The organism is Burkholderia sp. ABCPW 111 (genome assembly GCF_000773065.1).
Lineage (GTDB): Bacteria > Pseudomonadota > Gammaproteobacteria > Burkholderiales > Burkholderiaceae > Burkholderia > Burkholderia savannae.
In genome coordinates, this window is record NZ_JPWT01000047.1 from 89,349 (window position 1) to 109,477 (window position 20,129).

20 protein-coding genes and 1 riboswitch are annotated in these 20,129 nt (G+C 69.0%); of the genes, 4 read left to right on the top strand and 16 right to left on the bottom strand.

Features of this window, described 5'->3' with window-relative positions; all coding sequences use genetic code 11:
• Window positions 1-47 precede the first annotated feature (47 nt).
• The 7 genes from X946_RS06180 to X946_RS33330 all read right to left on the bottom strand — a co-directional run bounded on the left by X946_RS06180 (window position 48) and on the right by X946_RS33330 (window position 5,254).
• Window positions 48-1,268 carry a CapA family protein gene (locus tag X946_RS06180; protein WP_226383214.1) on the bottom strand — a complete coding sequence of 407 codons (1,221 nt, stop codon included), beginning with the start codon at window positions 1,266-1,268 and terminating at the stop codon, window positions 48-50.
• A gap of 48 nt (window positions 1,269-1,316) precedes the next feature.
• Window positions 1,317-1,616: a GYD domain-containing protein gene (locus X946_RS06185; protein WP_038744898.1), complete on the bottom strand. Its 300-nt coding sequence runs from the start codon at window positions 1,614-1,616 to the stop codon at window positions 1,317-1,319.
• A 173-nt stretch (window positions 1,617-1,789) separates the two neighbouring features.
• On the bottom strand, window positions 1,790-2,494 hold the full coding sequence (locus tag X946_RS06190; protein ID WP_038744899.1) for a hypothetical protein: 705 nt from the start codon (window positions 2,492-2,494) through the stop codon (window positions 1,790-1,792).
• Window positions 2,495-2,635: 141 nt separating this feature from the next.
• Entirely contained in the window at window positions 2,636-2,896 is a 261-nt protein-coding gene (locus tag X946_RS06195; protein ID WP_038744900.1) for a hypothetical protein, read from the bottom strand.
• 57 nt (window positions 2,897-2,953) lie between these two features.
• On the bottom strand, window positions 2,954-4,387 hold the full coding sequence (locus X946_RS06200) for an RtcB family protein (protein ID WP_038744937.1): 1,434 nt from the start codon (window positions 4,385-4,387) through the stop codon (window positions 2,954-2,956).
• 13 nt (window positions 4,388-4,400) lie between these two features.
• Window positions 4,401-4,820: an archease gene (locus X946_RS06205; RefSeq protein WP_038744901.1), complete on the bottom strand. Its 420-nt coding sequence runs from the start codon at window positions 4,818-4,820 to the stop codon at window positions 4,401-4,403.
• The gene (locus tag X946_RS33330) at window positions 4,817-5,254 is read right to left on the bottom strand and encodes a hypothetical protein (protein ID WP_152611642.1); all 438 of its coding nucleotides are present in this window, start codon (window positions 5,252-5,254) and stop codon (window positions 4,817-4,819) included. Before X946_RS33330 ends, X946_RS06205 begins: the two co-directional genes overlap by 4 nt.
• Window positions 5,255-6,214: 960 nt before the next feature.
• Between X946_RS33330 and X946_RS06225 the strand changes: the two genes are divergently transcribed.
• On the top strand, window positions 6,215-7,024 hold the full coding sequence (locus X946_RS06225) for an SAM-dependent methyltransferase (RefSeq protein ID WP_060819989.1): 810 nt from the start codon (window positions 6,215-6,217) through the stop codon (window positions 7,022-7,024).
• Between the two features lie 78 nt (window positions 7,025-7,102).
• Here the strand turns inward: X946_RS06225 and bcmE are convergent, their stop codons facing one another.
• The 6 genes from bcmE to X946_RS06255 form a co-directional block, all read right to left on the bottom strand.
• Window positions 7,103-8,533 (bottom strand): thiamine pyridinylase, encoded by a 1,431-nt coding sequence (gene bcmE / locus X946_RS06230; protein ID WP_038744906.1) that lies wholly within the window; start codon window positions 8,531-8,533, stop codon window positions 7,103-7,105.
• 65 nt (window positions 8,534-8,598) lie between these two features.
• The gene (gene thiD / locus X946_RS06235) at window positions 8,599-9,399 is read right to left on the bottom strand and encodes a bifunctional hydroxymethylpyrimidine kinase/phosphomethylpyrimidine kinase (RefSeq protein ID WP_038744907.1); all 801 of its coding nucleotides are present in this window, start codon (window positions 9,397-9,399) and stop codon (window positions 8,599-8,601) included.
• A 236-nt stretch (window positions 9,400-9,635) separates the two neighbouring features.
• On the bottom strand, window positions 9,636-10,376 hold the full coding sequence (locus X946_RS06240) for a class I SAM-dependent methyltransferase (protein WP_038744908.1): 741 nt from the start codon (window positions 10,374-10,376) through the stop codon (window positions 9,636-9,638).
• 15 nt (window positions 10,377-10,391) lie between these two features.
• Complete coding sequence (locus X946_RS06245; protein ID WP_038744909.1) at window positions 10,392-11,378, bottom strand: thymidylate synthase; 987 nt, start codon at window positions 11,376-11,378, stop codon at window positions 10,392-10,394.
• Window position 11,379: 1 nt separating this feature from the next.
• Window positions 11,380-11,835 (bottom strand): nucleoside 2-deoxyribosyltransferase, encoded by a 456-nt coding sequence (locus tag X946_RS06250; protein ID WP_038744910.1) that lies wholly within the window; start codon window positions 11,833-11,835, stop codon window positions 11,380-11,382.
• Window positions 11,832-12,311, bottom strand: a complete 480-nt coding sequence (locus tag X946_RS06255; RefSeq protein WP_038744911.1) for an NUDIX hydrolase — start codon at window positions 12,309-12,311, stop codon at window positions 11,832-11,834. The genes X946_RS06250 and X946_RS06255 overlap by 4 nt, the downstream gene beginning before the upstream one ends.
• A 560-nt stretch (window positions 12,312-12,871) precedes the next feature.
• On the opposite strand from X946_RS06255, the gene X946_RS06260 reads away from it, so the two are divergent.
• Together X946_RS06260 and X946_RS06265 are read left to right on the top strand one after the other, a co-directional pair.
• Entirely contained in the window at window positions 12,872-13,666 is a 795-nt protein-coding gene (locus X946_RS06260) for a methyltransferase domain-containing protein (protein ID WP_038744912.1), read from the top strand.
• Window positions 13,667-13,701: 35 nt separating this feature from the next.
• Window positions 13,702-14,865, top strand: coding sequence for a TauD/TfdA family dioxygenase (locus X946_RS06265; protein WP_038744913.1), 1,164 nt, complete (start codon window positions 13,702-13,704; stop codon window positions 14,863-14,865).
• Between the two features lie 163 nt (window positions 14,866-15,028).
• Here X946_RS06265 and X946_RS06270 read toward each other — a convergent pair whose 3' ends face one another.
• Window positions 15,029-15,865, bottom strand: coding sequence for a DMT family transporter (locus X946_RS06270; RefSeq protein WP_038744914.1), 837 nt, complete (start codon window positions 15,863-15,865; stop codon window positions 15,029-15,031).
• An 89-nt stretch (window positions 15,866-15,954) separates the two neighbouring features.
• Window positions 15,955-16,061, bottom strand: a riboswitch (TPP riboswitch).
• A 252-nt stretch (window positions 16,062-16,313) separates the two neighbouring features.
• Here X946_RS06270 and X946_RS06275 point away from each other — a divergent pair.
• Window positions 16,314-16,913, top strand: a complete 600-nt coding sequence (locus X946_RS06275) for a rhomboid family intramembrane serine protease (RefSeq protein ID WP_038744915.1) — start codon at window positions 16,314-16,316, stop codon at window positions 16,911-16,913.
• Window positions 16,914-16,962: 49 nt separating this feature from the next.
• Here X946_RS06275 and ftsH read toward each other — a convergent pair whose 3' ends face one another.
• Together ftsH and X946_RS06285 are read right to left on the bottom strand one after the other, a co-directional pair.
• Window positions 16,963-18,930: an ATP-dependent zinc metalloprotease FtsH gene (gene ftsH / locus X946_RS06280; RefSeq protein ID WP_038744916.1), complete on the bottom strand. Its 1,968-nt coding sequence runs from the start codon at window positions 18,928-18,930 to the stop codon at window positions 16,963-16,965.
• A gap of 55 nt (window positions 18,931-18,985) precedes the next feature.
• Window positions 18,986-19,501 (bottom strand): BCAM0308 family protein, encoded by a 516-nt coding sequence (locus X946_RS06285; protein WP_038744938.1) that lies wholly within the window; start codon window positions 19,499-19,501, stop codon window positions 18,986-18,988.
• Window positions 19,502-20,129 lie beyond the last annotated feature (628 nt).

The following is a 20,129-nucleotide window of genomic DNA, read 5'->3' on the forward strand; positions in this document are numbered from 1 at the left end:
GCATGCGCTTTTCGACCGGAGCCGCGCGGCGGACCGCTCGAACCGCGTCACCAATGCAGATGCATCACGTCGGCGTCGCACGCCGACACGTGCGTGCCGAACCGTCGGCTTTCGCGCTCGAGCACCGCGTGCAGCCAGGTCCGCCCTTCGGCGGGCGCGCGTTGCAGCCGCAGGTTCCGGATCTGCATCGGCACAGCCGACATCTCGACGAGCGCCCCGCTGTCCGCATCGAGCACCGGAAAATACATCAGCGTGAGGTCCGGGCGGAACTGCTGATGGCCGTGGATGCCTTCGTAGTCGTTCAGAAAATCGCCGCAGCCGTAAAGGATCAGCCGCCCGCGATAGATCTCGACGCCTTTGACGTGGTGCGACGAATGGCCGTAGACGACGTCGGCCGCGCCCGTGTCGACGAGCCGATGCGCGAACGCGTGCTCGTCGCCGCCGATCTCGAAGCCCCAGTTGCCGCCCCAATGCAGCGAGACGACGACGAGATCCCCGTCGCGCCGCCGCGCGGCGATTCGCTCGCCGATCTGCGTCGCCCGCTCGGGCGACAGATTCGCCAGATAGTTGAGGCCGCTGCGCCGCAGCGTCGCCGCCCACGACGGCGGCACGCCGCTCGTCTCGGCCGCGAACGCGTAGACGCAAACGCGCCGCCCGTTCGCGAGCGCGAGCGTGGCGGGCTCGGCCGCCTGCGCGTCGTCGCCGCCCGCTCCGGCGGTCCGGATGCCGGCCCGATGCAGCGTGTCGAGCGTGTCGGCGAGGCCGGCGCGCCCCCAGTCGAGCGAGTGGTTGTTCGCGAGCACGCAGCAATCGATGCGCGCGCTCGACACACAGTCGACGTTGCGCGGATGCATCCGGTACAGCACGGGTTTGTCCGGCCAATGCTCGTCGCTCGTCGTGATCGCCGTTTCCAGATTCACGATCCGCGCGTGCGGCCGCATGCGATTGAGCTCCGGTAGCGCGTCGCCCCACGGATACGCATAGTCGACGCGCGCCGGCAGCTTGCCGTTCGCGAGCTCGGCGAGGCGCACGTAATCGCGCGCCGACCGGCAATAGCGCTCGTACAGTTGGGGATCGCTCGGATGCGGCAGCATCTGGTCGATTCCGCGGCCCGTCATCACGTCGCCGCAGAGAAACAGGCGCACGTGGCCGTCAGGCGGCGTGTCGTCGGCTTCATTCATCGCATCAACGCGCGCGCCGGCCCGGCGTGCGCTCCTCCGAGGAAACAGCCCGTTGCGGATCGCCCGGCGACGCCGGCCGCCGAGCATCGAGCGACGCCGCTCGTCGCGCATCGCTCGTGCGTGGATCGGCCCGCATCAGCCGATCGAATCGATGATTTCCTTGAACGCGCGCCATTCGGTCGCGGCCCATACCTCCGCGTGCGAGCGTCCGAGCGTGCGCAGGATCGCCGACACCTTGAACGCGGTCGCGATGTCCGGCGCGGAAAACACGTCGAGGTAATCGTACGGTCCGAGGATCGCGTAGCTGTGCCGCCATTCGATGCCCGGGCACGCCTGCTCGATCTCCTTGACCGCGCGCTTCTCGAGCGCCTCCATGCTCGACGGCGATTTGAGCCCTTCCGGGGACAAACGCGTCAACAATACGAAGTCCGGCATCGTCGTCTCCTCGCGCGCATCGACATGCTTGAAGCATTGCGCATCGGAGCGGGCGTCCGTTGATCACGATCAAGGTCCGGGCGCGTCCGCCTGCTGCATGCCGAACGTCGAACGCCAAACACCGAACGCCAAACACCGAACGCCGAACGCCGCGCCGACGCGGCATTCGACGATCACGTCCTGGCCGGCGCGAGCAGGCCGAGGTCGCGCAACTCGCGATACGACAGTTCGCGCCTGCGTGCGCCGTACACGCCCCGGCGGCCGTAGATGTGTTCGAGGTCGAAGCGGTCCGACGCGTCGACGACGCGCCCGAGCACCGCATCGAACACGGTCGCGTGCTCGGGCGCGTGGCGCGCGGCCGGGTCGGCGGCCTCGCGGCGCGGAAACGGCAGATAGTCGAGCTCGACCAGATACCACGTCGGCCCGATCTTGTGCGCCTGGGTGTGCGCCGACACCGGGCGCATTCGCGCGTGCAGCTCCTCCGCGCGGCGCGCTTCGCGCTCCTTCTCGTGCTGCAAGCGCGACGCGAGCGCGGCGTTGCGCATCAGCGTGCCGAGTTCGGGGTGAACGTAGAACGCGCAGCCCGCCTCCTCGAGCGCGACGACGCCATGCGCGGCATGGACGCGAACGCGCCCGTGCTTCGTCGACGTGTGCGTCGCCACGAGGCTCGCCGGGACGTCGGACAGCTCGGGAAAGCGTTGCGCGAGCTCCGTGCGCACCGGCGCCCAGGCGAGCCCGACGCGCGCGGACAGGAACGCCCGCAGCGCCCGCTGACGCGGCGGCTTGTCGGGCGCGCGCGGGCGGGCGACGGCAGGAATGGCCGCAATGGCCGGTTGCCCGGCGGACGTGGTCCGGAAGTTACGGTTCGCCTTGACCATGACGATTCGCCTGCGTTTCCGACGATGAATGACATGACGGCTTCGGATGACGGCATCGGTCGCGCGAGCGCCCTCGCGCGGTACGGGCGCCTGCGTCGCCGCGCTTTCCGGCGTCGCCGCCTGCGCGCGAACGCGACGGATTCACCGGCGCATGTCGTCGCCGTCCGCCTCCTCGCGCTCCAGTATCTCGAGCACGCGCGCGGTCCGGCCGTGCGGTTCGCGATCGAGCCGGAACTGCAGCCGCTCGTCGGATCTGAACCACGTGTACGCGTCGAGCACCTCGGCGCTCGTCGGCTCGATGTCGAGGATCTTCGCGATGACGTCGTCCTCGATCGGCCCGACGATATCGCGGATCTCGGTCGCGGTGGCGGGGGGCGATGCGGAATTGAGCTTCGTTGACATGGCTTTTCTCCCGTTCCGGTTCAGATCGATTGCTTCGCTTCGCGCCGACGCCATGCGTCAACCCTTGATGCAGACGATCGGCACGAGCCGCGCGACCTTGCGCGCGAGCCCGGCCTCGGCGGCCGCGTCGACGACCGCGCCGACGTCCTTGTAAGCGCCCGGCGCCTCCTCGGCGACGCCGCGCTCCGACGGGCTGCGGATCAGGATGCCGCGGGCCGCGAGTTCGTCGACGAGCGCCCGGCCATGCCAGCGCCGCGCGGCCGCGAAGCGGCTCATCGCGCGTCCCGCGCCGTGGCACGCGGAACCGAACGCGCGCTCGCCGCCCGCCGCGTCCGCGCCCGCGAGAACGTACGACGCCGTTCCCATGCTACCCCCGATCAGCACCGGCTGGCCCGCGTCGCGCAGCGCGTCGGGCAGCGCCGGATGGCCGGGCCCGAACGCGCGCGTCGCGCCCTTGCGGTGCACGTAAAGTTGCAGGCGGCGGCCGTCGATCACGTGATCCTCGATCTTGCACGTGTTGTGCGACACGTCGTAAAGCAGGGTCAGTTGCGCGGCGGGCAGCACCTTCGCGAAGACTTCGCGGGCCAGATGCATGAGGATTTGCCGGTTCGCGAGCGCGCAGTTGATCGCCGCGCGCATCGCGCCCAGATAGCGCTCGCCGAGCTCCGACAGGATCGGCGCGCACGCGAGCTCGCGATCGGGCAGCGTGATCCCGTGGCGCTTCGCGGCGACCACCATCTCCTTGAGGAATTCGGTGCCGATCTGATGGCCGAGCCCGCGCGATCCGCAGTGGATCGTCACGACGACCTGCCCGGGCCGCAGCCCGTAGCGTTGCGCGCACGCCGGATCGTAGATGTCCGCGATCTCCTGCACTTCGAGGTAGTGGTTGCCGGAGCCGAGCGTGCCCATCTCGTCGCGCTGGCGCTTTTTCGCGAGCGCCGACACCGCGGACGGCTTCGCGTGCCGCACCATCCCGCCCTCTTCGATGCGCTCCAGATCGAGCGGCGCGCCGTACCCCTGCTCGACGGCCCACGCGGCGCCGCCCGTCAGCATGTCGTCGGTTTTCGCGGCCGACAGCCGAAGCCTCCCGGTGCTGCCGACGCCCGCCGGGACGTGCGCGAACAGCGCGTCGGCGAGCTTTTTCTTCACCGCTTCGATGTCTTCGCGCGCGAGCCCCGTGTGCAGCGTGCGCACGCCGCACGAGATGTCGAAGCCGACCCCGCCCGCCGAGATCACGCCGCCCGCGTGCGCGTCGAACGCCGCGACGCCGCCGATCGGAAAGCCATATCCCCAGTGCGCGTCCGGCATCGCGTACGACGCGCCGACGATGCCCGGCAGCGTCGCGACGTTGCAGACCTGTTCGTACACTTTGTCGTCCATGCCGGCGGCGAGCTTGCGGTCCGCATAGATGATGCCCGGCACGCGCATCGCGCCCGCCGGCGGAATGTGCCATTCGAATTCGCCGTGCTGCTCGAGCCGGGTCAAGTCCATCGCCATGCTCCGTTCACACGTCGACGACGCATTCGGCAATCCATGCGCCGTCGTCGAGCCGGTCCACGCGCAGCGCGGTGTAGGTCGCGCCCTTCGGCTCGACCGCCGGCCGGTGCCGCGCGACGTCGACGGGCTCGCCCGCGGCGCGCGCCCGCAGGCCGTCTTCGGCTAGCGTCACGTCGAAGCGGCCGAACACCATCTTGCGCACCGCCATTTCGTAGACGATCGCGTTGAGCCAGTCGACGAGCAGCAATTCGCGGTCCGTCTCCGCGCAGGCGATCTCGATGTCGCGCAGCGGCCGGATCGACGCCGGATTCGCGACGATCGCCGTCAGCGCGAGCGCGGCCTGCTCGTAAGCCTGCGCGAGCGTGTCGCCGACGCCGCGCACGCCGATATCCGCGCCATGCTGGAAATGTTCCCAGAATGCGGTCATTTCGCGTCGCTCCTCGAGTGCCTCGCCGCACTGACTGCATGCGAAACAAGCCTAGGCGCGATGCCCGCACGGGCCTTGACCTGCGTCAATCGCCGCGCCGGGGCCGCGCGCTCGGGATCGAAACCGGCGAGCGCGGACACGAGCGCCGCGGCGATCATCGGCAAGTGGATAGCGACCGCATCGCCGGGCGCCTGCATTCGGCCCGTGCCGATGCGTGGGCCGAGGCGAATCGACGCAGACGCGCATCGCCGGGGCGGCCGGCGCGGCCGGCGTGAAATCGCCGCGTAGCGGCGCGCACCTCTTCTCTTGTCCAACGAATGCGAGGCGCCGGCGATCGTCGGATTCGCCGGTTCAATGCCGGCCAAGCGGGGCCGGAAGCGCGATTGCGGCGGCTTTGCGCGCGCAGGCGCAAGGTTCGTGTCGGCAGCCTTCATCCGCGGCGATTGCGCGAATGAGCGCGCTGTCCGCGACGCTCGCGGCGATCGCGCTTCGACGCTCGACGCCCGCGTGACGAAATACACTCGAAGACGCTCGCCCCGACGCGGCCGGGCTGCGCCAATGTTCGCTTCGCTCGTACGGCTTGGCTCGCGCAACGCGTCTGTCGCATCAAGTCCGTCGCATCGATGATGCGGACGCGCATGCCGCCACGATCCGCGAATAGAAAGCGAGGTCGCTCGCGGCGACGCCGAAACAATGCGTGCGCATGCCGACGAATCGTCAACTTTCGTGGGCAGTCGCGCAACGCGCGCGTTCGCGTGTCGGGGCGAGATCGCTCGGCTATCGACCGGCCTCCGAAGCTTCGTGCTTTGCGCGCGCGTATGCGCGTGCTATCAAGGCAGGATTCGCCACGAAGCGCGAGGTTTCAACACGCGCGCCGCGGCGAATTCGCACGGTGTCGGAAAAGAACGGTCGCATCGATTCGCCAGCCGTACCGGCGGCATCGACGACATCAGGCGTTGCCGGACAGCAAACGATCTCGCGAGCCGTTTCGCGAAGCGGCCCGATTGATCGGTCGAACGGGACATCGGCGCTTGCGCGCGAGCGTCTGAACGAACGGCCGGCATCAACGACGTTTCGTCACGGTTCGCGGCGTGCGCGGTGCGACACGGATGCACGCACCGCGATCGACGCCGCCTGCGCGCGCGCCGATTGCCTGCCCGGTCGCGGCGCAGCCGCGTGACGGCGCGGCATCGCGTTGCGCCGCCCCGCCGTCGCCGGGAATCGGCTTGGCACGGCGGCTTCGGATCGGCAAAGGACGCGCCGCGCTGTCCGTGCGCGCGTCTGCGCCGGCCGTTCGCCGCAAGCAAGCACGCGCCGCATCAACGAAACGCGCCGTGCAACGCCCGGCGCTTCCGCCACCGCCCACGAATCAATAAGAGGAGATCAGACCCACCATGTCCAAATACGCATTGGGCCACTCGCCGATAGAACTCCGCCGGCTGGATTTCCAGTCGGAAATGCTGAAGCCCGTCACGCGGCGTCTGCTCGAGTCCGCGCGGCTTCGGCCTTCGATGCGCGTGCTCGACGTCGGCTGCGGGACGGGCGGCGTCAGCATGCTGGCGGCCGAGACGGTCGGCCCGACCGGCACCGTCGTCGCGATCGACGCGAGCGACGTCGCGATCGACGCGGCGACCGCCAATGCCGAGCAAGCGGGGCTGCACAACATCCGCTTTCGCGCGTGCGGCCTGGATCAGGTCGAGGGCGCGCACAGCTTCGACGTCGTCGTCGCCCGCTACGTGCTGATCCACCAGTTGCACGCGGCCGAGCTCATTCGTCACGCGGCGCGCTTCGTGAAGCCCGGCGGATATCTCGCGCTGCACGAGCCGGACTTCGTGCGCAAGCCGATGTCGATGCCGGCCATCAATCTGTGGGACTCGGTGGCGAACGAGATTCTCGAGCGCGGCAAGCGGACGTTCCCGTCGTCCGACGTCGCGCACCGGATGGTCAAGCTGTTCGCGGCGGCGGGGCTGCCGCTGCCGAGAATGTCGTACGAGGTGCCGGTCGACGGCGGGACCGCGATGAAGCTCAGCTCGTGGCTCGCGGAAATGCTGCGGGCGCTGTCGAACGATCCCGACTCCACGGTGCTCGCGAACGGCAAGCGGCTCGAATTCGACCGGCTGAGCGGAGACTTGCAATGCGAAGTCCACGAATCGCGCGCGCAGGTCGAGTTCTTCGGGCAGATGTGCGCGTGGGCGCAACTGTAGGCGCGCGCGCCGGCAAGTAGCCGGCGTCGCGCGCATCGGGCGTCCGGCCGGCCCAGTCGGCACGGCCGGACGCGCTCTTCACCGCTTCGCCCGATCCGCGCGGTCGATGCGGGTTGCCAATGAACGCGGCATTTTTGCGGACGTCGAAGTCGGGCATGCGTTGCATCCGCATGCGGACGTGCCGGTGGGCGCCGCCGGCGATTGATTGGTCCACTGGCCGTTCCAGCCGCCCTGCGCCGCGCAGACGGTCGGGCACACGGCCTGCGCGCCGCGATAGTCGGCGATCGGCAACGCGGTGTCGATGTCGCAGCCGCACGGATAGTCGGCGCGCGCGCTCTGCGCGATCGGCGCGCTCATCGACGCGAGCCAGTTGCGCGACTGCGCATCGATCTTGAACATCACCGGCTGGCGCGCGTCGAGCAGCGTGACCATCTTCCGATAGAGCGGATAGCGCTGCGCAAGCGTCTGCAATACGCTGCGGCGCGCGGAGAACAGATATTGCGGCACTCCGCTGCCGTCCGGGCCGACGCTTTGCACCATCGTCGACGACGCGGCGATCACGTTCGCGAGCTGCACCGCGAGCGCGCGCGTGCCGCGCGCATGCGTCGTCGTGTTCACGCCGATCACGTCCGCATAGAAGAGCGGCGGCTGCGGCTCGTCCGACAACGGCAGGAACTTGAAGTCGAGATTCTGCCGCGCGGCCTCGCTCATCGCCGACATCGATTCCGAATAGCCGATCACCGCGCGTCCGTCGCCGTCGCTGAACCACACCGAACGGTCGTACTGGCCGGGGAGCTCGGCGGTCGCGTTCGGCCAGCTCGACATCGCCATCAGCGAGCGCAGGCTTGCGAGCGCATCGCCGTTCAGGTCGTTCGCGCTCCACGGCAGCGGCAGCGGATACGCGCCCGTGCGGCTGTGCGCCGCGTCGAGATAGAGCGCGGCGTTCGTCGTGCGCCCGGACATGTCGATCATCAGCCCGCGCTTGTCCGGCGGAATCTCGCTCGTGAACGTGCATTGCTTGAGCGCGCTGCGAACTTGCGTGAGCGTCGTCGCGGCCGCGAGCGCCGCGTCGTCCTTCCGATAGAACAGCACGTTCGCGCAGCCGAGCTGCGGGATGCTGTAGTAGCGGTCGCCCGCCTTCACGCCGTCGATCGCGTACGGCAGAAAATCGTCGATGTTCCGGATCTCGTTCGCCGCGAGCGGCTCGAGCCAGTTCTGGCTGCGGAAGTAATCGAAGAAGATCGCGTCGTACACGTAGACGTCAACGTTCGCCGGCGGATTTTTCCTGTAGCCGCCGTCCCAGTCGTCGGCGGACACGAACTGCAGCGCGACGGCCGGCTGCACCTTCTTCCATTCGGTCTCGATCGCGGACTTGAACTGATCGACTCGCGGCACCCACGGATACAGCGCGACCGTCAACTGCGCGACGGCGGCCGCGTTGCCTGCGTGCGAAGGCGCCGCGAACAGAAAGCCCAGAACGATCGTGAAACAATACAAAAGGCGACGCATGATGAATCCTTGTCGAATGAATCGTGCGAACCGACGCGCGCTGCCGCGGGCAAGCGGCGCGAGCGTCAATTCCATAGCGCGTGAAAATGATGGACGGGGCCGTGCCCGTGGCCGACGTCGAGCCTGCCCGACGCGGCGAGCGCGTCGCTCAGGTACGCCTTCGCGCGGCACACGCTGTCTTCGACCGAGTGGGCCGGCAGCAGCGCGGCGATCGCGGCCGACAGCGTGCAGCCGGTGCCGTGGTCATTCTTGGTCGCGACGCGCGGCGCGGACAGCTCGACCGTCGCGGCCGCCGGGCCGCGCAGCACGTCGACGCTGCGCTCGCCCGGCAAATGGCCGCCCTTGAGCAGCACCCAGCGCGGGCCGAGCGCGTGCAGTTCGGCCGCCGCCGCGTGCATTTCAGCGAGCGTGCGCGGCTCGCCTCGGTCGAGCAGCACGCCCGCCTCCGGCAGATTCGGCGTGATCAGCGTCGAGATCGGCACGAGCTTGTCGCGGATCGCGTCGACCGCGTCCGGATCGAGCAGCCGGTCGCCGCTTTTCGCGACCATCACCGGATCGAGCACGACGGGCGCCGCGCGATGCCTGACGAGCGCCGCCGCGACCGCCTCCGCGATCGCCGCCGTCGCGATCATGCCGATCTTGACCGCGTGCACGGCGACGTCGTCGAACACCGCGTCGATTTGATCGGCGACGAACGCCGGATCGAGCGCGCGAAAGCTGCGCACGCCGACCGTGTTCTGCGCGACGACCGCGGTGATCGCCGCCATCCCGTACGCGCGCATCGCCGAGAATGCCTTGAGATCGGCTTGAATGCCCGCTCCGCCCGTCGGGTCGGTGCCGGCGATCGTCAGTACGTTCGCGATCATGTTCCCTCGTGATTGTGTCGTTTTGTCATCGATAGTCGCGCGGCGCGGCGCGCTTCGGCGGGCCGCGCCGCCCTTTCGTCCGGCCGCGCGGGCGATGCTCGCGTGCTTGTGTCGTTCCGCGCGGCCGCGGCCGGCGAGCGGGCGCGGCGACGGCGTTCGGCCGCAAGCCTGCGCGCCGGGCCGTGCGGGCCGCGAATCGAACGCCGCGCCGCGCACGGCCCCGCGCGGCGGCCGCTTCAGCGCGGCGGCTTCGTCGCCTTGAACAGCACGAACGGCTTGCTGCCGTCCGCGTGCGCATGCGCGCCGGGCGCGCCGCCCGCCTCGTCCGCCCGGAAGCCGAGTTCCATCGTCGCGGCAAGTGCGAAGCCCGCCGATTGGAGGGCTTCGCGGTACGTCGGCATGTCCCAGTGCGTGTCGACGACGTCGAACACGCCCTCGCCCGGCACGCGCAGATAGACGGGGCGTGCGTCGCCGTCGCGATAGACGATGCCCGGCTCGCCGTTGCGGAACGTCGGATACTGCACGCCCGTCGTGCGCGGGTTCGTGTCGAGGACGTAGTACGTGCCGCCCGGCTTCAGCACGCGCAGCACCTCGGCCGCGACGCGCGCGAGCTCCGCGCGCTCCGCGATGTTGATGAACAGGAAGCAGCTGATCGCCGCATCGAAGCTCGCGCCGGCGAACGGCAGCGACGGCCCGTCGATGTGCGCGTACTGCAGGCCCGCGCCGGTGCCGGCCGCGTTTGCGCTGTCGATCATCGTCGGCGCGATGTCGACGCCCGTCACGTGCTCGACGCCCGCCGCCTTGAGCCGCCGCGATACCTTGCCGCCGCCGCAGCCGTAGTCGAGCACGCGGATCGCCGTGCCGTGCGTGCCCGTGAGCTCGGCGATGAGCGGGCGGTAGCCGAAGCGCTCCTCGATCCGGTCGTCGTATGCGTGAAAGCGCTGCGAAACCTCGTGTTCGGTCCAGTCGGTCTTCATCGGGGTCCTCGTGCGTTATTGAAGCGAGGCGGACGCCATGTCCCAGCGGTTCAGGAGATAGGCGCGATGGAACGGGCCGACGAGCGCGAGCGCGTCGTCGGGCGGCGGATTGCCGGCCTTGATTTCGCGATAGATCCAGAACAGGCCGAGCACGTCGCGCCAGTACGGATCGAGATCGACGTCCTGCAGCGCGGCGAGCGGCATTCCGGCGCGAATCCGGCCTTCGTAGTCGAGCACGCGCCGGATCGTCGCCGGGCCGGTGCCCGCCGGCATGCGCGGCGGCGCTTCGTTCGTGACGATCGTCGCGTCGCATTCGTCGAGCAGCGCCTGCACGCGCGGCAGGTTGTCGTCGTACACGTGGATCGAGCCGACGTGATGCGAGTACGTGCCGAGCTCGCACCCGAGCCGCGACGCGATGTATTCCTGCAGGAACGTGAACGAGAACACGTCGTTCAGGAGCCCGATGTACGCGTCGTTCGCGCGCATGAAGACGACCGCGTGCAGCCGTGCGTCGCGCAGCAGCAATTGCAGGCCGAGCGTGCACGACACGTCGACGTTGCGCCGGTACAGATCCTCGTCGGCGCTGAAGATCTGCAGCACGACGCGCTTGCTCTCGGCGTCGTCGCGCGACAGGATGTCGAGCGCGCGCTCGATCTGGTCGAGCGAACGCTCGCCGTAATGCAGCAGCCGCGCGCCGTAGCCGGTGCCGGGCAGATACTTGCCGTCGGGGCTGTAGCGCGCCATCGACGGCGCGTAGTGCTCGATGAATGCGAGATCGTTGCGGCCGGACAGATACCACAGCGCCTCGGCATAGTTGAAAACGACGTTCTGCCTGCGCGCGGCGTGCCGGCAGAAGCGCGCGCGCGGATCGTCGATGCGCGCGCCGTAGCCGATGATTTCGCGCTCCGCGTGCCCGCGCGGCGCGCTCCGGTATTCGTACGCGCCGCAGACGTCCCTCAACGTGGCGAGATAGAGCTCGCTGAGACCCGGATAGCGCCGCATGTCAGACCCTCGCGCCGATGCGGTCGATCGCGGCTTCGATCGCGGCCGGATCGATCCGGCCGCCGCTGTATTCGACGCGCTCGATGTGCGTGATCTCGTCGAGCCCGCGCACGAGGTACGCGTATTCCTTGTCGGCTTCGAGCAGCAGCACGATCGGCTTGCCGAGCGCCGACGCCCAGCCGAGCTCGATGTGCGTGCCGGGCGACGCCGGCGCGCCCGGAAACGCGACGAAGTAGTCGCACAGGCTGATCTGCTCGTAGTCCGTCCTCGTGCACACGGCGGGCGTCATGAACTCGCGCCCCCAGTGCTCGCGCCGGTGCGCGCAGTGCACATCCCAGCCGCGCGCCTCGAAATGATCGATCACGTGGCGAAACAGGTTGATGCTCTCTTCCGGCATCACGCCGGTGTGCTTGTCGACCAGGGATTTGAACGGTCCGCCCAAGAACATACGCTTCATCGGCTGTCTTCCTTTCGGTTGGAATGATGGAGGGCGTGCGCTCGCAGCGCCACGCGCGCGACGTGGTCCGCGAGGACGCCCGGGAATTGAGGCACGCCGTCCGGCACGCGGACCCAGCGGCAATCCGCCGCGTCGTCGCCCGGGCGCAGCGCGCCTTCGGCATGGCGGCACAGCATCGCGATCAGCACGTAGTGATGATGCCGGCCGGCCGGATCGAAGCCGATCACCTCGACGACGTCGAACGGCTCGCCGATCTCGGCGCGCACGCCGGTTTCCTCGAACAGCTCGCGCGCGGCCGCGTCGCGCAGGCTCTCGCCCGGCTCGACCGAGCCGCCCGGAAAGCCCCACGTGCCCTTTTGCGGCTCCTTGCCGCGCTGAACGAGGATCACTTCGTCGCCGCGAAACGTGACGGCGATCACCGCGACGCGCGGCGCCGCGAGCGCCGCCGCGCGGCCGGTGCCTTTCGGATCAGTCATCGTCGATGCTCCGCATCTTCGCCCTCTCTCTTCGCGCGCCGTTCGTTCGGCCCGCATGCGCAAAACGACGGTAATCGGCCGCCTCGGTGATTAATGGATGAAACAATCCGCTCGAATTTGCTCGGATTTTGCGAATGAATATTTTCGATTCGCGATTCAGCGGCCTTTCCGTTTTCGGAAATTTCGCAAAGCGCCTAGCCTAACACAACCCTGACGATTCGCTCGAATGCGATTTTATTAACCAAATCGCCGCCCCCTGATTATTCGGCCGCATTCCATACTTATTGCGCTGGTCGATTGACAAATGAAACCGGCCGTTGCTATACCTATTAACCGTTGCCGATTCCGCGCATCAATCGACGAAGCGCCCCGCCATACGTTTGCGCCGCGCCCGACTGCCGCGCGGCGCGGTAATCGCCTCGCTTTCGCACGCCGTCGGCACATCCGGTTTCGAATCAGCCTGCATTTGCGGTAATCCGTAACGCCGCACCACTCCGTATCGTCGTCCGATATGGAACTCTCATCGTCACGCAACTGAAACACAAAAAAGGTGATCGATTATGCAAACGCATCCGGACGGGCTGTCCAGTCAATACGAGGCGCAGCGCTATTCAAACGCGCGCAATATTCTGAGATCCGAAATTATCTACGGCGACGGGTTTCAAAGCCCCGGCGGCATCGAAGGATTCAGGACGATGCTTGCCGACAAGATGCCGATCGAGCCCGGCATGCATCTGCTCGACGTGGGCTCCGGCCTGGGCGGCGCCGCGTTCCATCTCGCGAGCCGCTACGACGTGACGATCGTCGGGCTCGACACCGCGCCGCGGATGACGGAGCTCGCGGCGGCCCGGCAGCCGGCGCTCGATCCGCGCGGGCGCGTGCGCTTCGTCAACGGCGACATTCACGGCGACGCGCTTGCCGGCGAGCGTTTCGACATCATCTATTCGCGCGACGCGCTGATGTACGTGCACGACAAGGCGTCGCTGTTCGCGCGCTGCCACGCGCTCCTCGCGCCGCAAGGCCGCCTGTACATCACCGACTTCTGCCGCGGCCGCGCGTCGCTCGCGTTCGACGCATATGTGTCGGTGTCGGGCTACGACCTGAGGACGATCGACGAGTACGCGCGGATCGTCGAGGACGCGGGCTTCGACGTCCTCACCGCGACCGACGTCAGCGACGACGCGCGGCGCCAGTTGACCGACGATCTGCATCGCTACGAGGCGCGCGTCGCGTCGCGCGATCCGTCGATCGATGCACCCGACGCCGAGCACATCGTCGAGCGCTGGCGGCGCAAGATCCGCTTCGGCGATGAAGGGAGCCTGCTGCAAGGACTCTTCGTCGCGCAGCGCCGATAGGCCGCCCGTTCGACGGTCATTCAGGAGAAGCCGACATGCTGACATCGCATTCCGATCATCTGCAAATCGACTGGGAAACCGGCGGAACGGGCCGCTATCATTGGGTGTGGCTGCGCCAGGCCTGCGAGTGCGCAGAGTGCTTCAACGGCCACTGCCGGCAGCGCCATTTCGATCCGGGCGCGATTGCGCCCGGCATCCGGCCGGAGCGCGTGTCGCTCGGCGCGCACGGGCTGCGGATCGTCTGGCAGGACGCGCACGTGAGCACGTACGCGCTCGACCGGCTCGCGCGCGACGACTACCGCGACGGAAATTCCGCGGCCGACGCGCAAGCCGGCCCGCCCTGGACGCCGTGGCCCGAGCGCGGCGCGCCGGCGTCGAGCCATTTCAGCCTCGCCGACGTGCTGGAAAGCGACGCCGCGCTGCGGCTCGCGCTGAATCGTCTGTTCGAGTCGGGCCTTGTCGTGCTGAAAGCGGACGGCGGCGCGACGCGGCCTTTCGACGAGGTTCGCGAGCGTCTCGCGGGCTTTCTCGATCCGTCGTACTTCGGCGAATTCTTCGATCTCGAAATCAAGTCGGACGACGCGACCGACAGCGTGTCGTTCAGCACGAAGGCCTTGCCGCTGCACACCGACATTCCGTACTGCTCGCCGCCGCCCGACTACCAGTTCCTGTTCGGCCTCGACGTCGATCCGCGCTGCGCGCGCGAGCAAATCGGCTGCACGCGGTTCGTCGACGGCTGGGCGGTGCTGTCCGAATTGCGCGACGCGTCGCCGGACATGTTCGATCGGCTCGCGCACACGAACGTCGTCTATCGCGCCGAATATCCGAACGCGCGCAAGCGCTACGAGCATCGGACGCCGATCGTCCGGCTGCGGCCGGACGGTTGCGTCGAGCGCCTGATCAACAACCCGACGAAGATGTTCTTCGACGGCATCGGCTTCGACGATCTGATGCCGTTCTTCCGCGCGTATCACGCGCTCAAGGCGCGCCTCGTCGCGACGAGGCGATCGTATCTGCACACATGGACGCAGGGCGACATGGTCGTCTGGGACAACCGGCGGATCTTTCACGGACGCGGCGACTTCGGCGCACCCGGGATCGTGCGCACGCTGCGCGGCGGATATTTCAAGGAAGGCGAGCTGCGGGCGCGCGAGGCGTTTATCGCCGCGGCCGCGGCCGCGCGGCGCGCGGAGGGCTGAGCGCGGCGGCGCGTCGTCGATGCGCGCGCGGCGCTGTTCGCATGGCCGTCGCGGCCGCCGAAGCGCCGAACCCCGCGCTCGCCTGCGCGCGCATGAGACGGCCGGCGCGCGCAGGCTCGCTCGGATGTCGCCGGCCGGCTCGCATCGCGCGAGCCTGAATGCATCAAGCGGGATACGTGAGGCAGGCCGCGCCCGCCGCCACCGCCGCGCACGCGACGAAGCGCCGTCCGCTCGGCTTCTCGCCCAACCACGCCCAGCCGATCAGCACCGAAAACACGATGCTCGTCTCGCGCAGCGCGGCGATCGGGCCGACCGGGCCGCGCGACAGCGCGTCGACGACCGCCGCGTAGCTGATCAGCGAGATCAGCCCGCCCGCCGCGGATTTCAGCGTTTCGGCGCGCGTGAAGCCGGCGTTCAAGCGGCCGCCGACGAGGAGGAACACGGCGGGCATCGCGACGCCATACGCGATGAAGATCCACGCCGCGTACGCGAGCGGATGGCCCGCGACGCGCGAGCCGACGCCGTCGACCGTCACGTAGCCGCCGATGAAGAGCGCGGTCGCGAGCGCCGCGGCGAACGAGCGCGAACGAATCCGCGAGCGGCCGAGCGCGAGGCTCGCGATGCCGCCCGACACGAGCGCGATGCCCGCGAGCGGCGCGCCGCCGAGACGCTGGCCCGCCCACGCGTAGCCGCCCAGCGTGACGAGGAGCGGCACCGCGCCGCGCACGACCGGATAGACCTGGCTGAGCGCCGCGCCTTCATACGCGTAGGCGAGAAACACGCTGTAGCCGACCTGCAACGCGGCGGACGCCGCCAGGTACGGCCAGCTCGCGCGCGCGGGCAGCGGCAGCAGCGCCGCGCAGACGAGCGCCGCGGCGGTCGTCGCGAAGCTCATCACGGTGATGCTCCGCAGACGATCCGCGCCGCTTCTGAGCAGCGCGTTCCAGGTCGCGTGCAGGATCGCCGCGAACAGCACGAGCGCGATGACGGACGGCGTCATCGGCGCGCGGCGAACGCAGCGGGGGACGCGCAAGACGCGCAAGATGCAGGAAGCCCCGCCGCGGCGCGGCGGCGGGCGGATTGCGGACAAATCATGGCGGACCTCATTCCTACGCCGGCATTACCCGGATCAGGTTTAGGGGTCGTTCCTTGCGCGGAACCTCTCAGCCGATCGCCCGGCTCCCCCTGATGGCCGGGCTATTATCGGCAAGAATCCGGTGGCCGACAAGCCGACGCGGGTTGATTCGTTCGCCGTCTGCGAGCGTGTCGGTCGACGCGGGAAAATGGGGCGACGGGACGGCGTGGCAATGGAGCAATGGAGCAACAGGGCCGACCGCGACGCACGACCGATGCCGCGCATGTCGCCAAGCGCGCGGCGAGCAGGCTGCGGCCGCGCGATGCCGGCATAATGAACGCCGACGCCCCCACTTCTTTCGCCCGCGGCCGCCATGACGTTTGCCATCGTCGTCCTGAACCTGATCGGCTTCTTCGTCGAGCTCGCCGATCCCGACCGCGTGCTCTCGCTGTTCGCGCTGTGGCCGCCGCGGAACGGTGCGGGCGCCGCCGTGCCCGCGTTCCATCTCTGGCAAATCATCACGTACAGCATGCTTCACGCGGGGCTGTCGCACCTGCTCTTCAACATGCTCGGGCTCGTGATGTTCGGCCGCGACGTCGAGCGCTCGCTCGGCCGCGCGCGCTTCGGCACGCTTTATGTCGCGAGCGTCGTGTGCGGCGCGCTTACGCAGCTCGTCGTCGCGCGCTACACGGCGGCGGGCGCCGCGCCGACGATCGGCGCGTCGGCGGGCGTGTTCGGCGTGCTCGCCGGGTACGCGCTGCTGTATCCGTCGCGCCGCGTCGTGCTGCTGTTTCCGCCGATTCCGATGCCCGCGTGGGTGTTCGCGCTCGGCTACGCGGGCATCGAGCTGCTGCTCGGCGTCGCGGGCGCGGCGAGCGGCATCGCGCATTTCGCGCATCTGGGCGGGATGCTCGGCGCGCTCGTGCTGATGCTGTTCTGGACGCGGCCGAAAAGGGAGTGGCCGATCGAGTGAGCGCGGCCCGCACTCTGTCGCGCGACGGGCGGCACGGCCTGCCGCGCCGTCACTGCGGCACCGAATGATCGGCCTTGTTCGCCGGGCCGGCTTGCGTCGCCAGCTTCGGCGCGCCGGAATCGTCGCGGCCGCGCTTCGCCGCGCCCCCGCCCGCCGCCGAGTCGTCCAGCAGCGGCTCGTCGTTCACGAGCCGCACGAGCATTTCGTGATCGACGACTTCGTGCTTCAGCAGATACTGTGCGATCCGCTCGAGCGCGTCGCGCCGCTCCTTCAGCGTCCGCGACACGCGATCGTGCGCCTCGGCGAGGAGCCGCTGGATCTCGTCGTCGATCCGCGTCGCGGTGCTCTCGCTCCAGCGCTCGCCGCCCGGCTGCCAGACGACGGGCGGCAGCCCGCGGCTGTCGGCGTCGCCGAACGTCGCGAGGCCGATCCGCTCGCTCATCCCGTATCGGGCCACCATGTGCCGGGCCATTTCGGTCGCGCGCTCGAGATCGTTTTCCGCGCCCGTCGACACGTCGCCGAACACGATCTCCTCGGCGACGCGCCCGCCGAGCAGCACGTCGAGCCGATCGAGCAGCTCGCTCTTGCGCAGCACGTAGCGATCCTCGGTCGGCACCTGCTGCGTGTAGCCGAGCGCCGCGATTCCGCGCGGAATGATCGACACCTTCTTCACCGGATCGCTGTGCGCGCGGGTCTGCGCGATGAGCGCATGCCCGGCCTCGTGATGCGCGATCGTGACCTTCTCCTGCTCGCTCATCACGCGGCTCTTGCGCTCCATGCCCGTCATCGTCCGGTCGATCGCCTCGTCGAAATCCGACATCTCGATCGCCGGCTTGTCGAGCTCGGCCGCGTGCAGCGCCGCTTCGTTGACGATGTTCGCGAGATCCGCGCCGACGAAGCCCGGCGTGCGCGACGCGAGCTCGCCGAGATCGACGTCCGCCGCGAGCTTCACGTGCTTCACGTGCACCGACAGAATCTGCCGCCGCCCGGTCAGATCCGGCCGGTCGATCGCGATATGCCTATCGAAGCGGCCGGGGCGCAGCAGCGCGGGATCGAGAATCTCCGGACGATTGGTCGCCGCCATGATGATGACGCCCGAGTTCGCCTGGAAGCCGTCCATCTCGACGAGCAGCTGGTTGAGCGTCTGCTCGCGCTCGTCGTTGCCCGACGTGATGCCTGCGCCGCGCACCTTGCCGAGCGCGTCGAGCTCGTCGATGAAGATGATGCAAGGCGCTTTTTGCTGCGCCTGCTCGAACAGGTCGCGCACGCGCGCCGCGCCGACGCCGACGAACATCTCGACGAACGACGAGCCGCTCGTCGAGAAGAACGGCACGCCCGCCTCGCCCGCGACCGCCTTCGCGAGCAGCGTCTTGCCGGTGCCGGGCGCGCCGACGATCAGCACGCCCTTCGGAATCTTGCCGCCGAGCCGCTGATAGCGCGCGGGCGCGCGCAGGAACGCGACGATCTGCTGGAGCTCGGCCTTCGCCTCGTCGATGCCGGCGATGTCGTCGAAATCGATGCCGGTCTTCGCCTCCACGTAAACCCGCGGCTTGCTCTTGCCGACGCCCGACCAGTCCTGCAGCCCGCCGCGCGGGCGCCGCAACATCACGTTCCAGACGATCGCGAACACCGCGATCGGCACGATCCACGACGCGAGCGTGCCGATCCAGGTGTCGTCCTCCGCGCCACGGTAGCGGGTGCCCGTCGCGGCGAGCGTGTCGATCAGGCGCTCGTCGGTCACGCGCCTCGTCGTGAAGCGCCACGGCGCGCCCGCGCGCTTGATCGCGTCGGCGTCGGACGCGGGCAGCGCCGCCGCGGCCGTGCTGTTGCGCAGGACGCCCGTGATCCGCGTCGGGCTGACTTCGAGATCGTCGACCTGCGCGGCCGTCGCAAGCTTGCGGAAGTCGCTGTACGCGATTTGCGTCGCGGGCGCGCTCAGCGTCGCGAGCTGCAGCGCGAGCAGCACCATGAAAACGAGCACGACGACGAAGCCCAAGTATCCGGTTTCGCTCTTCATCGGGATGCCTCGGCGTGTGTTCGGCGGTACGAAGTGGTCGGCGGACGCGCACGCGCTAGGCGGCGTCGCGCATCCAGTGCGCGCGCAGCACGTCCTCTCCTTCACGATAGTCGATTTCGAGCTCGCCGCGATGCGCGCGCACGAGCGCCTCGCTCAGCCGGTGGACGAGGTGCGAGCCCGTCGTGCGCACGATCATCCCTGCGGGCCGCGTGTCGATCGACACGATGCGCTCGAACGGCCGGTCGTGGCGCTCGCCGCCCGCCCGATGGCGCAGCAGCGCGACGATGTCGTCGCAATGGCGCGCGAAATAGCCGCCTTCAAGCACGAGTTCGCCCGCGCCCGCGCGCTCGCGGATGCGCCGGCACGCGGGGCACACGATCTGCAGCAGCGCGCCCGCCGCCGCATGCCAAGTCCAGCGGCCACCGTCGTACAGCGCGCCGCATTCGGTGCAGCCCATGCCACTCTTCAGGCGAGCCGGCGCGCCGTAGCCGTGCGCCGCGTGCGCGCGCGGCGCGTCCCGATCACGGCGCAGCCTCATCGCCGCATAGAGTTCGTTCGATCCGTAGATCATCGTCTTTCCTTGTCGATATGTCGTACGTTTCGCGTGCGGCGCCGGGCGCTCGTCGGCGGCATGCGCTTGCATCGTGGGAATGGCGGCGCGCGGCCGGGGCGCGACGTACATGAGCGAGCATCGGCGATCGCCCGCACGTGCGGTTGACGCCGATCAACGCTTGACGAAATCTTGCCGCCTCGCGCGCACCGATTGGTACAGATCCGTAGCCAATGGACGAAGGCCGATACGATCGGCCCCAGGCAGGCGAACGGCGCGCTCGGGCGGATCGCGGGGCGCCATATGTCGTGGGGGGCGGCATATCGCGCGTCGCCGCCGTTCGTGAACGGCCGCGCGTGTGCCGCGATTGCCGTGGCGCAGCATGGCCACGGCAATTCGCGCCGCTTGCCGGCGGCGCCCGCTGGACGATCGCGCGGATGTCGACGGAAGACGCCGAACGACGACACGGTGACGCGCCGCAATACGCGATCGCGCCTCGAAAGGCGTGTCTGATCCTTTCGGCAACGCCCGTCATCGGCGCGAGCGACGCTTGCGGGCCGCCGCTCGCAGTTGAGGCAATACTCGATTGCAATTCATCTTGACATCAATCAATGTAACGTTTTGGCGACGAACGCCGATGCCCGGCGCA